13 protein-coding genes are annotated in these 14,043 nt (G+C 73.3%); 8 read left to right on the plus strand and 5 right to left on the minus strand.

Annotated elements, in window-relative coordinates:
* Positions 1-70: 70 nt before the first annotated feature.
* The 4 genes from ACFZAT_RS02825 to ACFZAT_RS02840 form a co-directional block, all read right to left on the minus strand.
* Positions 71-661, minus strand: coding sequence for a malonic semialdehyde reductase (locus tag ACFZAT_RS02825; RefSeq protein ID WP_391259076.1), 591 nt, complete (start codon positions 659-661; stop codon positions 71-73).
* A 148-nt stretch (positions 662-809) separates the two neighbouring features.
* Positions 810-1,046: an exodeoxyribonuclease VII small subunit gene (locus tag ACFZAT_RS02830; RefSeq protein WP_018100910.1), complete on the minus strand. Its 237-nt coding sequence runs from the start codon at positions 1,044-1,046 to the stop codon at positions 810-812.
* 59 nt (positions 1,047-1,105) lie between these two features.
* Positions 1,106-2,317, minus strand: a complete 1,212-nt coding sequence (gene xseA / locus ACFZAT_RS02835) for an exodeoxyribonuclease VII large subunit (RefSeq protein WP_391259079.1) — start codon at positions 2,315-2,317, stop codon at positions 1,106-1,108.
* Between the two features lie 47 nt (positions 2,318-2,364).
* Positions 2,365-3,738 (minus strand): amino acid permease, encoded by a 1,374-nt coding sequence (locus ACFZAT_RS02840; protein ID WP_391259082.1) that lies wholly within the window; start codon positions 3,736-3,738, stop codon positions 2,365-2,367.
* A gap of 74 nt (positions 3,739-3,812) precedes the next feature.
* Here ACFZAT_RS02840 and ACFZAT_RS02845 point away from each other — a divergent pair, with 74 nt between their 5' ends.
* Both ACFZAT_RS02845 and ppgK read left to right on the plus strand, forming a co-directional pair.
* Positions 3,813-4,802 carry a 4-hydroxy-3-methylbut-2-enyl diphosphate reductase gene (locus tag ACFZAT_RS02845; RefSeq protein WP_198956985.1) on the plus strand — a complete coding sequence of 330 codons (990 nt, stop codon included), beginning with the start codon at positions 3,813-3,815 and terminating at the stop codon, positions 4,800-4,802.
* Between the two features lie 61 nt (positions 4,803-4,863).
* The gene (ppgK, locus tag ACFZAT_RS02850; protein WP_391259085.1) at positions 4,864-5,610 is read left to right on the plus strand and encodes a polyphosphate--glucose phosphotransferase; all 747 of its coding nucleotides are present in this window, start codon (positions 4,864-4,866) and stop codon (positions 5,608-5,610) included.
* 43 nt (positions 5,611-5,653) lie between these two features.
* On the opposite strand, the gene ACFZAT_RS02855 is transcribed toward ppgK, so the two are convergent.
* Entirely contained in the window at positions 5,654-6,187 is a 534-nt protein-coding gene (locus tag ACFZAT_RS02855; protein WP_391260215.1) for a DUF6542 domain-containing protein, read from the minus strand.
* 244 nt (positions 6,188-6,431) lie between these two features.
* Between ACFZAT_RS02855 and ACFZAT_RS02860 the strand changes: the two genes are divergently transcribed.
* From ACFZAT_RS02860 to ACFZAT_RS02885, 6 genes are all read left to right on the plus strand, one after another.
* A complete protein-coding gene (locus ACFZAT_RS02860; protein ID WP_391259088.1) occupies positions 6,432-7,325 on the plus strand; it encodes a helix-turn-helix domain-containing protein in 894 nt (297 codons plus the stop codon).
* Positions 7,326-7,504: 179 nt separating this feature from the next.
* Positions 7,505-8,368: an ATP-binding cassette domain-containing protein gene (locus ACFZAT_RS02865; RefSeq protein ID WP_391259091.1), complete on the plus strand. Its 864-nt coding sequence runs from the start codon at positions 7,505-7,507 to the stop codon at positions 8,366-8,368.
* Between the two features lie 78 nt (positions 8,369-8,446).
* Complete coding sequence (locus ACFZAT_RS02870) at positions 8,447-9,511, plus strand: ABC transporter substrate-binding protein (protein WP_391259094.1); 1,065 nt, start codon at positions 8,447-8,449, stop codon at positions 9,509-9,511.
* A complete protein-coding gene (locus ACFZAT_RS02875) occupies positions 9,508-11,616 on the plus strand; it encodes a Fe(3+)-hydroxamate ABC transporter permease FhuB (RefSeq protein ID WP_391259097.1) in 2,109 nt (702 codons plus the stop codon). Before ACFZAT_RS02870 ends, ACFZAT_RS02875 begins: the two co-directional genes overlap by 4 nt.
* Before the next feature lie 19 nt (positions 11,617-11,635).
* A complete protein-coding gene (locus ACFZAT_RS02880; RefSeq protein ID WP_391259100.1) occupies positions 11,636-12,688 on the plus strand; it encodes a peptidase C39 family protein in 1,053 nt (350 codons plus the stop codon).
* Between the two features lie 62 nt (positions 12,689-12,750).
* Complete coding sequence (locus ACFZAT_RS02885; protein ID WP_391259102.1) at positions 12,751-13,962, plus strand: GNAT family N-acetyltransferase; 1,212 nt, start codon at positions 12,751-12,753, stop codon at positions 13,960-13,962.
* Positions 13,963-14,043: the final 81 nt, after the last annotated feature.

A 14,043-nucleotide genomic window follows, 5' to 3' on the forward strand; every position in this document is an offset into this window, starting at 1 on the left:
TACGGGGAAGGCCCCGGAGCGAGTGCTCCGGGGCCTTCCCCGTATCCGGCCGTTCGGAACGGCCCGTGGCTCAGACGGTCTTGACGACCTCGTCGAAGGCCAGGCGCGGCAGGCGGGGGAACCAGGCGTCGTCGCCCGGCTTGCCGATGTTGACGACCATCAGGACGTTGTGGTCGCCGTCCAGGAACTCCTTCTCGATGCCCGCGGCGTCGTAGCCGGTCATCGGGCCGGCGGCCAGGCCGGCGGCGCGGACGCCGATGATGAAGTACGCGGCCTGGAGGGCGGCGTTCAGCGAGGCGGCGGACTCGCGGACCGGGCGCTCCGAGAAGAACATGTCCTTGGCCTGCGGGAAGTGCGGCAGCAGGGCCGGCAGCTCCTCGTGGAACTCGTTGTCCGCGGCGAGGATCGCGACCAGCGGAGCGGTCGAGGTCTTGGGCTGGTTGCCCTCGGCCATGTGCTGCACCAGACGCGCGCGGGCCTCGTCGGAGCGCACCAGGACGACGCGCAGCGGCGACTGGTTGAAGGCGGTCGGGCCGTACTTGACCAGGTCGTAGATGGCCTGGACCTGCTCGTCCGTCACCGGCTCGTCGGTGAACGTGTTGGCGGTGCGGGCCTCGCGGAAGAGGAGGTCCTGGGCGGCGGGGTCAAGAACGAGGGACATCGTGCGTATTACCTTCCGGGCGAACACGGGGGGATCGGGTCACGGACGCGGAGGATCCGGCCACGACGATCACCGTACGGCGGAAGTGCATTAACATTCAACTAAATGCGGAGTGGGGAGACTCACGCCACGGGGCCGGAATAAATCGTTACGCCTCGTCCTCCGCCGGGCCCGCGAGAGCGGCGTCCAGCCGGGCGCGGGCGCCCTCCAGCCAGTGCCGGCACACCTTCGCCAGCTCCTCGCCCCGCTCCCAGAGCGCGAGGGAGTCCTCCAGCGAGGTCCCGCCCGCCTCAAGGCGGCGCACCACCTCGATCAGCTCGTCGCGCGCCTGCTCATAGCCCAGCGGGCTCGTCGCGGCGGCGGCCGCCGTCCCGTCGTCCGTCATGTCTTCCACCCTATGCGTCGTCATGTGTCCGGCCTCCGTGCCGGTCCCGGCCCCGGGGGCTACTCCGCGACCCGCACCGCGAACTCGCCCCCCGACACCCGGGCCCGCAACGGCTCCCCGGCCCCGCCCGCGTCCGCGGGCTCCCGCACCACGTGCCCGTCGGGGCGCTGGAGCACCGCGTAACCGCGCTCCAGGGTCGCGGCGGGCGACAGCGCGAGCACCCGGGCCCTGGTGTGGGACAGCTCCGAATCGGCCCGGTCCAGCAGATGGCCCAGCACCCGGCGGGCGCGCCCGGCGAGCGCGTCGACGTCCGCCTCGCGCTCGTCCACCATCCGCCGCGGGTGCTCCATGCAGGGCCGCCCCAGCGCGTGGGCGAGGCCCCGCTCCTCCCGGTCGAGCAGCCCCTGGACCGTCCGCAGGGCCCGGTCCCGCAGCTGCCGCACCCGGTCCAGCTCCTCGCCCACGTCCGGCACGACCTTCTTCGCCGCGTCCGTGGGCGTCGAGGCCCGCACGTCCGCGACGAGGTCGAGCAGCGGGGAGTCCGGCTCGTGCCCGATCGCCGAGACCACCGGCGTACGACAGGCCGCGACCGTACGGATCAGCTCCTCGTCCGAGAACGGCAGCAGGTCCTCCACGCTGCCGCCGCCGCGCGCCACCACGATCACGTCCACGTCCGGGATGCCGTCCAGCTCCTTGACCGCCCGCACCACCTGGTTCACCGCGTGCACCCCCTGCACCGCGGTGTTGCGGACCTCGAAGCGGACGGCGGGCCACCGGCGGCGGGCGTTCTCCAGCACATCGCGCTCGGCCGCCGAGGCCCGTCCGCAGACCAGCCCGACCAGCTGCGGCAGGAAGGGCAGCGGCTTCTTCCGGTCCAGGGCGAAGAGCCCCTCGGAGGCCAGGGACTTCTTCAGCTGCTCAAGGCGCACCAGCAGCTCGCCGATGCCGACCGGCCGTATCTCGGTCGCCCGCAGCGACAGCTGCCCCCGGGGCGCGTACCACTCCGGCTTGGCGAGGACGACGACCCGCGCGCCCTCCGAGACGACATCGGCGATCCGGTCGAAGACCTGCCGGAAGCAGGTCACGCTCACCGAGATGTCGTGCGACGGGTCGCGCAGCGTCAGGAACACCACCCCGGCCCCGGGCCGCCGCGACAACTGCGTGATCTGGCCCTCGACCCAGACCGCACCGAGCCGGTCGATCCAGCCACCGATGAGCCGCGACACATCACCGACGGGCAGCGGGGCTTCCGGGGAAGTGTTCAGAGCCATGCGAGCGAGCGTAACGGCCGGGACCGACAACGGGTCCTGTCACGGCCTCACGGGGCCACGCCCCGCCGCCCCCGCTGCACCAGCACCACCACGAGGCCCACGACCAGCCAGCAGGCACCCACCACCTGCGCGCTCCCCGTCGCCTCCACGATCACCGCGATCAGCACCCCCGCGCCGACGACCGGCACCACCAGATGGCGCCACCAGCTCGGCTCGCCCTCCCTGCGCCGCACCACGAACCAGCCGACCACCGACGCGTGCAGCAGCACGAACGCCGTCAGCGCGCCGATGTCCACCACCGAGACCAGATGGTCGAGCCCGTCGTCGCGCCGGGCCGCCCACACCGCCGCGACCAGCGTCACCACGGCCGCGATCAGGATCGCCACCCGGGGCACCCCCGAGCGCGGATCGACCTTCGACAGCAGCCCCGGCAGCCGCCGCTCCCGGGCCATCGCGAAGAGCAGCCGCCCCGCCGCCGCCTGCCCCGCCAGCGCCGCGAACGCCGCCCCGATCGCCTTGCTGATGGCCACCAGATCGTGCAGCCAGGTCCCCACCGCGGCGTCCACCGTGTCGTAGAACGCCGAACCCTGCGCCCCCGGATCGGCGGTCAGCTCCGCCGAGGTCATCGGTTCGAGCAGGGCCGCCAGATACGCCTGCGCCACGAACAGCGCCCCCGCGAGCACCAGGCAGAACAGCAGCGCCCGCGCCACCTGCGCCGAGCCGCCTGTCACCTCCTCCGCGAACGAGGCGATGGCGTCGAAGCCGAGGTACGAGAGCACCGCCACGGACACCGCGCCCAGCACCGCCGTCATGGAGAAGCCGGAATCCCCGGTGAGCGGCGTCAGCCAGCCGCGCTGCGCCCCGTCCCGTACGAGCACCACCACGGCGGACACCACGAACACCAGCAGCACCACGATCTCCATCGCCAGCACCGCGAAACCGACCCGGGCGGCGGCCCGTACGCCCCACAGGTTGAGCAGCGTCGTCAGGACCACCGCGAGCGCGGTCCACACCCACCGCGAGACGCCGGGAACCAGCGAGTTCATCGCGATCCCCGAGAAGAGGTACGCCACGGCCGGGATCAGCAGGTAGTCCAGCATCGCCATCCACCCCGCGATGAAGCCGGGCCCCTCGCCGAGCCCCTTGCGGGCGTACGCGAACACCGACCCCGCCATCGGGGCGACCCGCACCATCTGCGCGTAACTGAACGCCGTGAACGCCATCACCACGGTCGCGGCCACGTACACCAGTGCGACCGCCCCGTCCGACTTCGCGTCCAGCGTCCCGAACACGCCGACGGGGGCCATCGGGGCGATGAACAGCAGCCCGTAGACCACCAGGTCCCGGAAGCCCAGGGTCCGCCGCAGCCGGGCCCGCTCCGTGGAGCCCCCGCCGCCGGATTCCGTACCGCTGTCGGCCATGAGCCCTCCATTGGTCGCGTCAAGATCAGTCTCCCGACCTGCTGCCCCCCGCGCGCGTCCGATACGGCCTTACGATGGGACGCATGACTGCTACGACCCCCCGACGCGTCCTCCTCGCCGCTCCCCGTGGCTACTGCGCGGGCGTGGACCGTGCCGTGATCGCCGTGGAGAAGGCCCTGGAGCAGTACGGCTCCCCGGTCTACGTGCGCCACGAGATCGTCCACAACAAGTACGTCGTACAGACCCTGGAGAAGAAGGGCGCGATCTTCGTCGAGGAGACGGCGGAGGTCCCCGAGGGCTCGATCGTGATGTTCTCCGCGCACGGCGTCGCCCCGACCGTGCACCAGGAGGCGGCCGAGCGGAAGCTCGCCACCATCGACGCGACCTGCCCGCTGGTCACCAAGGTCCACAAGGAGGCCGTGCGCTTCGCGCAGGACGACTTCGACATCCTCCTCATCGGCCACGAGGGCCACGAGGAGGTCATCGGCACCTCCGGCGAGGCCCCCGAGCACATCACCCTGGTCGACGGTCCCGAGGACGTCGAGAACGTCGAGGTGCGCGACCCGTCCAAGGTCGTCTGGCTCTCCCAGACCACCCTCTCCGTGGACGAGACGATGGAGACGGTCGGCGCGCTCAAGGAGAAGTTCCCGCTGCTGATCTCGCCGCCGAGCGACGACATCTGCTACGCCACGCAGAACCGCCAGATCGCCGTGAAGCAGATGGGCGCCGACGCGGACCTGGTGATCGTCGTCGGCTCGAAGAACTCCTCCAACTCGGTCCGCCTGGTCGAGGTCGCCCTCGGCGCGGGCGCGGGCGCCTCCCACCTGGTCGACGGCGCCGACGAGATCGACGAGGCGTGGCTGGACGGCGTCTCCACGGTCGGCGTCACCTCCGGCGCCTCCGTGCCCGAGGTGCTGGTCGACGGCGTGCTGGCGTGGCTGGCCGAGCGGGGTTTCGAGGACGTCGAGATCGTGAAGGCCGCCGAGGAGTCGATCGTCTTCTCGCTGCCCAAGGAGCTGCGCCGCGACCTGCGCGCGGAGGCGGCGGCCCTGAAGGGCGAGTAGCCGGGGCCTTCGGGAGCCGTTCCGGGAGTGGGCGCGCGCCGGTGCCCGTACCGTGGATCACATGGAGATCTTCGGCGTGGACATCGGCGGATCCGGGATCAAGGGCGCTCCCGTGGACCTGGACCGCGGAGACCTGGCGCAGGAGCGCCACAAAGTACTGACACCGCACCCGGCGACGCCCAAGGACGTGGCCGGGTGCGTGGCCGAGGTCGTCGGCCACTTCGACTGGAAGGGCCCGGTCGGGGTCACCTTCCCGGGCGTCGTCACGGACGGCCTCACCCGCACCGCGGCCAACGTCGACAAGGGCTGGATCGACCAGGACGCCCGCAGTCTGCTCGGCGAGAAGCTGGGCCTCCCGGTCACCGTGCTCAACGACGCGGACGCGGCGGGCATCGCCGAGATGACGTTCGGCGCGGGCCGGGGCCGCAAGGGCACGGTGATCATGCTGACCTTCGGTACGGGGATCGGCAGCGCGCTCTTCGTCGACGGCAGGCTCGTCCCCAACACGGAGCTCGGCCACCTGGAGCTCAACGGCCACGACGCGGAGAAGCACGCCTCCACGAAGGCCAAGGAGGACGAGGACCTGGGCTGGCACCACTGGGCCCGCCGGGTCCAGAAGTACCTGGCCCATGTGGAGATGCTCTTCTCGCCCGAGCTGTTCATCATCGGTGGCGGAATCAGCCGTAAGGCCGACAAGTTCCTGCCGCTGATCGAGCACGTACGGGCGGAAATGGTCCCGGCGGAGCTCCAGAACAACGCCGGGATCGTGGGCGCGGCGATGGCCGCGAAGGCGGCCGCCTCGGACTGACGGTCCAGTGTCTCGCGTTCGGCGTTCGGCCCGGAAGGACGGCTCAGCGCTGCGAGGGCCGGCGGGGCGCCCGCCCCGCCGCACGGCCCGCCGGCGCCGGCGAGGCGGTGGCGGCCGCCGGCCGGGCGGTGTGCGCGGCCTGCATCAGCCGCCGCTGCCGGGCCCGCATCAGCCGCACCTTGCGTACGGAGGCGATGAGGCCCGCGACGAGGGTCCCGCCGTACAGCCAGCCGGCGTGCACGGCGAGCGCGGTGACGACGGCCATGGTCCGGCCGCCGAGCCCTCCGCCGCCACCGGCGATGGGGGCGATGCCGAGCGCGAAGGCGATGGGCACGCTGATGGGTGCGGTCACCAGGTCCGCAGGCCGCACCCAGAGCGCGGTGAGCGCGCTGACCGGCAGGAACAGCACCCCGAACACGACCGGCGACTCATCGAACAGCAGCCAGTCGAGGCACCCGATCAGGAACATCGCGGCAGCCGCGAAGAGCCCGGCGCCGATCCCGGTGAGCCGGGGATTGGGCAGCCGGCGCAGAACGCCCGCGGCGGGGGAGGCCGGCCGCCCGGCGGACGCGCTCATCACCCGGTGACCGAGGGCCCCCGTGCCGTCGGCCTTCCTGGCCCCCCTGGCCGCCCCCAGCGGGGACAACGGGGCCTGCCTGCGCTGCGGGGGACGTGTCCTGTGCTGCTCCACCGGGACAACGTAGGTCGCCGGGAGGCCGGAATCAGGTGCGGGACACGCGCTTTGGCCGACCTTGGCGATGAGTTCGATGCCACACGGCGCAACGGGAACCGGTTCGGAGCGCCCGCTTAGACTCGCTCGTATGGTCCGGTCGCAGTCCCCCGAGGTGAGCCCGGGGCTGTGGCGCCGCGAGGCGGGCACGGTGATGCGCCGGGCCGGGGCGCTTCCCGAACGCGGGCCGTCCTCCGGTGCCGTCGTCGCCGAGTTCCGGATCGTCACCGCCCCCACGGAGTGGGCCCAGCACGCGCACCGGCTGCACGAGCTCGTCTGGGTGCGCGGCGGGACCCTGACGTCCCGGGTGGGCGACCGGGTCTTCACCGTGTTCGAGGGACACGGGCTCTGGATGCCCGCCGGGGTGGTCCACGCGGGCCGCGCGACGGAGGGCGCCCGCTTCCACAGCGCCTTCTTCGCCCCCGACCGCACACCCTTCGCGTTCGGGGAGCCGAAGGCGATCGCGATGACCCCGCTGCTCGTATCACTGCTGACCCACCTGTCGCGCACCGACCTCACCGAGGACGCGCGGCTGCGGGCGGAGGCCGTGGTCTTCGACGTGATCGAGCCCTCGGAACACCAGCTGCAGCTGGCGCTGCGGCTGCCCGGTGACCCCCGGATCGACGCCATCGCCGAAGCCCTGCTGGACGATCCCGCCGACGGCCGCTCACTGGAGGAGTGGGCGCGGCACCTGAGTACCAGCGACCGGACGATCACCCGCGCGTTCCGCCGGTCGACCGGGCTCTCCTTCGCGCAGTGGCGGCAGATGCTGCGGGTGCACCGGGCGCTGATGCTCCTGTCCGACGGCTTCGACGTGATGTCCGTCTCCGAACAGCTCGGCTACGCACAGCCCAGCTCCTTCATCGCCGCCTTCCGGCGCGTCATGGGAACCACGCCCGGCGCGTTCTCCGGATCGTCGGAAGCGGCCCGCCGGGATGTCCGGAATCCCGTATCGGGTGGCGAGAACGCCGGATTGTCCGCCTGACAAGCGGAATATAGTCTTCTTCGAGTTAGGTAACCCTTAGTTGTCGCTCGCCGTGCGCGGCGCTGCCCGCGTACGCCCGTACGCGGTGCTGCCCCCGTACGGAGAGCGTGCGGCCCGGCCCGCGAAGGCCGGGCGGGGGGTGCCCCACACCGCGCCCCTCCGACCACCCGGACCTCCTCATGTTCACAAGCCCCTTCCGCCGTGCCGGAAGACTCCCGGACGGCCCCCACGCACCGGCCGCCGCGCTCCACGGGCGCGACCTGGTCCTGCGCTACGGCGGCGAGCCGGTCGTCCACGGGGTCTCGGTCACCCTGGAGCCCGGCCGCGCGACCGCCCTCGTGGGGCCGAACGGCAGCGGGAAGTCCACGCTGCTGCGCGCGCTGTCCCGGCTGCACCAGGTGGACGGCGGCCGGGTCACCCTCGGCGGCCCCGACGGAGCGGCCGAGCGTGACGCCGCCCTGCTCAGTCCGCGCGGCTTCGCCCGCGAGGTGACCCTGTTCTCCCAGTCGCGGCCCGCGCCCCAGGGGCTGACGGTCGCCGAGGTCGTGGCCTTCGGGCGCCACCCCTACCGGCGCGGCTTCGCCGGACCCACCCCCGAGGACGGTGCCGCCGTCGACCGCGCCTTGGGCGTCACCGGCGTACGGGACATGGCGGACCGGCAGGTCGGGGAGCTGTCCGGCGGCGAGATGCAGCGCGTCTGGCTCGCGGCCTGCCTCGCCCAGGACACCGGCGTCGTGCTGCTGGACGAACCGACCAACCACCTGGACCTGCGCTACCAGTTCGAGACGCTCGACCTGGTGCGGGACCTCGTGGAGCGGCACGGCCTCGCCGTCGGCATCGTGCTCCACGACCTCGACCAGGCGTCCCGGGTCGCCGACACGCTGGTCCTCATGCACGCCGGCCGCATCCACGCGGCGGGCGACCCGGCCGACGTGCTCACCGCCGAGAACATCGGCCTGGTCTACGACATCCGCGTCGACGTAGCCCTCGACCCGCGTACGGGCCGGCTGCGCATCGACCCCCTCGGGCGCCACCTCACCTGACGAGGCCGCCACCCCCTTCCGGAGCAGCCGTGCGGCGCTCCGACGCAACGTTCGAAAATCTGAGAAAGAGGACCCTCCATGAACCGCGCCAGCCGCCTCACGGCCGTAGCCACGACCGGGCTCGCCCTGTTCGCCCTCGCCTCCTGCGGCACGACCGACGCCGACGACGTCACGGCCAGGAGCAGCGCCGAGGCCGCCCCCGCGTCCAAGAGCTGCGCCGACGACACCACCACCACGTCGACGAAGCCGGTCTCCCTCACGGACGGCGTCGGCCGGCAGGTGAAGCTCGACAAGCCCGCCCAGCGCATCGCGGTCCTGGAGTGGCAGCAGGTCGAGGACGCGCTGACCCTGTGCGTCACCCCCACCGCCGTGTCCGACGCGAAGGGCTACCGCACCTGGGTCAGCGCGGAGAAGCTGCCCGGCGGGGTGACCGACATCGGCACCCGCGAGGAGCCCGACCTCGACACCCTGTACGCGGCCGAGCCCGACCTCATCGTCGTGGAGGCGTTCGACGCCAAGGACGAGATGATCAAGAAGCTGGAGAAGCGGGGCGTCCCCGTACTCGCCACGCGCGGCGCCAACCCGAAGGACCCGATCGGGAACATGCGCCAGGTCTTCAGCATGATCGGCGAGGCCACCGGACGCACCGAGCGCGCCGACCAGGTCCTCAAGGAGTTCGACGCCCACCTCGCGAAGGCCAAGCAGCAGGTCACCGACGCCGACCTGCCCACGAAGGACTTCGTCTTCTTCGACGGCTGGCTGGAGGGCAACAACCTCACCGTCCGCCCCTACAGCGACGGCGCCCTCTTCACCGAACTGGGCAAGGAGCTCGGCCTGAAGCCCGCGTGGACCAGCAGCGTCAACAAGGAGCACGGCGACGGAGGCGTCGACCCCGCCTACGGCCTCGCGCAGACCGACGTCGAGGGCCTTGTCGCGGTGGGCGACGCCAACCTCTTCTACGCCAACGACGAGGGCGCCGGCGGCTACGTCGCCGCGCTCCGGAAGAACCCGATCTGGAAGAAGCTCCCGGCCGTCGCGGAAGGCCGCGCCCACGCCTTCCCGGCGCGGGTCTGGGGCGCCGGCGGTCCCCGCTCCAACGAGCAGGCGATCGACGCCTACGTCGACGTACTCGACAAGAAGTGAGCGCCGTACGCACAGCGCCACCCGCCGAGGGAGCGCCCCCGCGTCCGTTCAAAGAACGCGGCGGCGCTCCCGCCGGGGCGGCCGTTCTGGCACTCCTCCTCGCCGCGACCGTCCTGGTGGGCCTGTGGCACCTGACCCAGGGCACCTCCGGCGTCGGCGTCGGCGACCTGGTGCGCCACCTCGCCGGGCAGAAGGACAGCGCCGACGGCGCGCCGGTCGGCGAAATCCTCACCGGCTCCCGGCTGCCGCGCCTCCTCGCGGGCGTCGCGGTCGGCTTCGCCCTGGGCTGCGCCGGCACGCTGCTCCAGTCCGTCACGCACAACGCGCTGGCCTCGCCCGACACCCTCGCGGTCTCGGCCGGGTCCTACTTCGCCGTCTCGCTCGTCGCCGCCTTCGGCCTGTCCGTACCGCTGTGGGCCTCGGGCGTCGTCGCCTTCGCCGGCGGGCTGGTCGCGGCGGCGCTCGTGCTGCTCCTCGCGGGCCGGGCGGCGGGCACCTCGGGCACCCGCCTGATCCTCGCCGGATCGGCGCTGGCGATGGCCCTGGACTCCGCCACCGGGATGCTCCTCATCCTGTTCAAGCAGAACACCACCGGCCTCTACGCCTGGGGCAGCGGCTCGCTCTCGCAGCTCGACATCGACGCGTCGCTGCGCGCCGTCCCCCTCGTCGTCCTGGTGCTCTGCGCCGCTCTCGCCCTTGCCCGGCGCCTCGACGTGATGAACCTCGGCGACGACACCGCCGCCACCCTCGGCGTGCCGATCCGCAGCACCCGGGTGCTCGCCGTGGTCTGCGCGGTCCTCCTCACCAGCACCTCGGTCACCCTCGCGGGCCCGATGGCGTTCGTCGGCCTCGGCGCCCCCGTCCTGGCCCGCCTGATCGCCGGCCGGGTCCGCGCGCTGCGCCGCCACCTGCTCCTGATCCCCGCGGCCGGCCTGCTCGGCGCGCTGCTCATCCTGCTCGCGGACACGGTCCTGCGGGCGGTGCAGGGGGCGGACGGGGCGGCCTCCATACCGACCGGGGTGCCGACCGCGCTGCTCGGCTCCGTCGTGATCGTGGTCCTCGCACTGCGGCTGCGCGACCCGGGCCGCGTCCAGCAGCCGCCACGGGCCCGGGTCGCCGCCCGGTCCCGGCGCGCCTACCTCCTCGTCGTGACCGGGGCCGCGGTCCTGCTGGCCGTGGCCGCCCTCGTCGGGACCCTGGCGGGGAGCCTCTGGCTGAAGACCGGGGACCTCGCCCTCTGGGTCCAGGGCACCGCCCCCGACCTGATCGGGGCCGCCCTCGACGACCGGGTGCCCCGGGTCACCGCCGCCGTCCTCGCCGGCATGGCGCTGGGACTCGCCGGATGCGTGGTGCAGGGCACCGTACGCAACCCGCTCGCGGAGCCGGGCATCCTCGGCATCACGGCGGGCGCCGGTCTCGGCGCGGCGGGCGTCGTCACCTCGGGGCTCGGCGGCGGACAGACGGTGCTCGTCGCGGTCGCCGTCGCGTCCGGGCTGGCCACCTTCGCGGTGATCGCCCTGCTGGCCTGGCGCGGCGGCTTCCTGCCCGACCGGTTCGTGCTGATCGGCATCGGTGCGGGGTACGGCCTCAGCGCCGTGACCACGTTCCTGCTGCTGCGCGCCGACCCGTACAACACGCCCCGCATCTTCACCTGGCTCTCCGGCACGACCTACGGCCGTACGTTCTCCGACACCGTCCCGGTCGCCGTGGCCCTGGCCCTGGCCCTTCCCGTACTGCTGGCCATGCGGGAACGGCTCGACCTGCTCGCCGTCGACGAGGACACCCCGCGCATCGTCGGCGTCAGGGTGGAGCGCACCCGCTTCATCGCCCTGGCGATCGCCGCGGTGCTCGCCGCGCTCAGCGTGATCGCCATCGGCGTCGTGGGCTTCGTGGGGCTCGTCGCCCCGCACCTCGCCCGTTCCCTGGTCGGCGCCCGGCAGGCCCGCACGATCCCGGTCGCGATGCTGCTCGGCGGGGTGCTGGTGTGTGTCGCGGACGCGCTGGGCCGCACGGTCGCGACCCCTTCCCAGGTGCCGGCGGGGCTGATGATCGCGCTGGTCGGCGCGCCGTACTTCGTGTGGGTGCTCAAGCAGTCCCGCGCCTGACTTCCCCTGGAGCATCCGAATGTCGTCCTCCCCGCAAGAAGGGCCCGTGCCATACGAGCCCGGCACCGCGCCCGCCCCGCTCGTCCCCCCGGATGTGGCGGAGCGCTGGGGCGCGGTCGACCGCTCCGCCCACGCTCCGCACCTCGTCGCCGTGCACGGTGACGGCGGGGAATGGACGGGCGCCGCGCTCGTGACCGCCCGGCCGGGCACGGCGTATCTGAAGATCGTGGACGCCGTGGGCGACGTACCGGCCGTCGTCGAGGCCGTCGCCGCCCACGCGCGCGACCGGGGTCTCGTCCAGCTGAAGTGGGAGGGGTGGACGGTCACGCCCTCGGAGACCGCCGCCGCGGGCTTCGCGCCCCTGGACCCGCCGCTCTCGCAGTCGGAAGGCGCGAACGGGCCGGTCACCGGTTACGTCCGCTGGCTGGACGGCGACGCGGTGACCGCGCCCCCGTACTACGGGCAGACCACCCACTTCAGCTGCGGCGCCGTCACCGCCCTCGTCGCGCAGGTGCACGCGGGCGTCCTGCCGCGCGAGGCGCTGGACCGCCGGGCGGAGCTGACGCTGTGGCGGGACGCGACCAACTTCCTGGCCTGCGAGCCCGTCGGCCTGGGCGTCGCCCTGCGCCGGGCCCGGCCGTCGTCCCGGGTCACGGTCCACCTCGACACGGAGCGGCCGGTCATGCTCGGCCACCTCGCCCCGGGCGACCAGGAGTGGCGCGCGCTGCTCCAGCGGGTGTCCCGTACGGAGGCGGAGCACATCGGCGTCCCGGTCGACCCGGAACACCTCCCCCTGAGCGCGGTCCGGGACGCGGTCGCCCGGCGGGACCACGTACTCCTGCTGCTCTCGCTCGCCGCGATGCAGGGGTTCGAGGTGCCGCACTGGGTCCTCTGCCACGGCGTCGTGCCCGGTGCCGTGGTGATCGATGACCCCTGGGCCAACGGCGCGACCGGCGACACCTGGGTCGACGCCCACCTGCTCCCGGTGCCGGACGCGTCGCTGGACGCGATGTCGCGGATGGCGCCGGGGGACTTCCGCGGGGCCGTGACCCTGCACTCCGCCCACGAGTAATCCGCCACGCGGGGCCCCGCGTAGCCTGGGCCCCTTTCCGCACCCGAGGAGAAACGGCAGTGATGGAGATCCGTCCCACGACCGACGAGGACTTCGAGGACTTCGTCGCGACCGTCCACACGGCCTTCGGGCAGTTCCCGGAGACCCCCGTCGCGGAGGGCGGGCGCTGGTGGTCGGCGCTGGAGATGGACCGCGGCCTGCTCGCCGTGGCCCCGGACGGCAAGCCCGTGGGCACCGCCGCCGCGTACTCCTTCGAACTCACCCTGCCCGGCGGCAGGCCCGTCCCGGCCGCCGGAGTGACCGCCGTCGGCGTCGTGCCCTCGCACCGGCGGCGCGGCGTGCTCAGCGCGATGATGCGCCACCAGCTCGCCGATGTGCGCGAACGGGGCGAGTTCCTGTCAGTGCTGCTGGCCTCGGAGGCGCGGATCTACGGCCGCTTCGGGTACGGCCCCGCGACGTCGACGGCGCGGTTGACGGTGGCGCGGCACAGAGGGGAGTGGGCGGAGCGGCGGGGAGAACCGGCCGAGGAGGCCACCGGCTCCGTCGAGGTGCTGCGGCGGGCGGACTGCGGCGAGATCCTCGAAGCGGTCTACGACCGGTACCGCCGCGCGCAGCCCGGCGCGCTGTCCCGGCCGCACCGCTGGTGGGACCTGGGCGCGGGCCAGCCGCCGGTGTCCCGGGCCCCTCGCTACGTGGCGGTGCACCGGGACGCGGACGGTACGCCGGACGGTTACGCCGGTTACTCGACGGAGTCCGGCACCCTGACGGTGGACGAGACCATCGCCGTGGACGACGCGGCCTTCACCGCCCTGGCCCGGTACGCCCTCGGGCACGACCTGGTCTCCCAGGTCGTGTTCCGGCACGTCCCGCCGGAGCACCCGCTGCGCTGGCAGCTCGCGGACATCCGGGCGGGCGAGGTCGCCGGCCACACGGACTGGCTCTGGGTGCGCCTGCTCGACGTACCGCGTGCGCTGACGGCGCGCGGCTGGTTCACGGACGGGGAGCTGGTGCTGGACGTGGACGACCCGTTCCTGGGCGAGCGCGGCCGCTACCTGCTGACCGTCCGCGACGGCAGGGCGGAGTGCGTGGCGACGGACCGGCGGCCCGACCTGTCGCTGGACGTACGGGACCTGGGCGCGGTCTACCTCGGCGGCACCCGCCCGAGCACCCTCGTACGGGCCGGACACATCCGGGCGCACGACCCGGCTGCCGCCGACCGCGCGGACGCGCTGTTCGCGAGCGACGTGTCCCCGCACTGCCTGCACTGGTTCTGACCGAGGAGATCTCCTCGCCCCGGTCCCTGTACCGTGATACGCGCACGTGGACGATGGCACGCCTGGGCTGCCGTCGCGGCC

Source organism: Streptomyces sp. NPDC008163 (assembly GCF_042956885.1).
GTDB lineage: Bacteria > Actinomycetota > Actinomycetes > Streptomycetales > Streptomycetaceae > Streptomyces > Streptomyces drozdowiczii_A.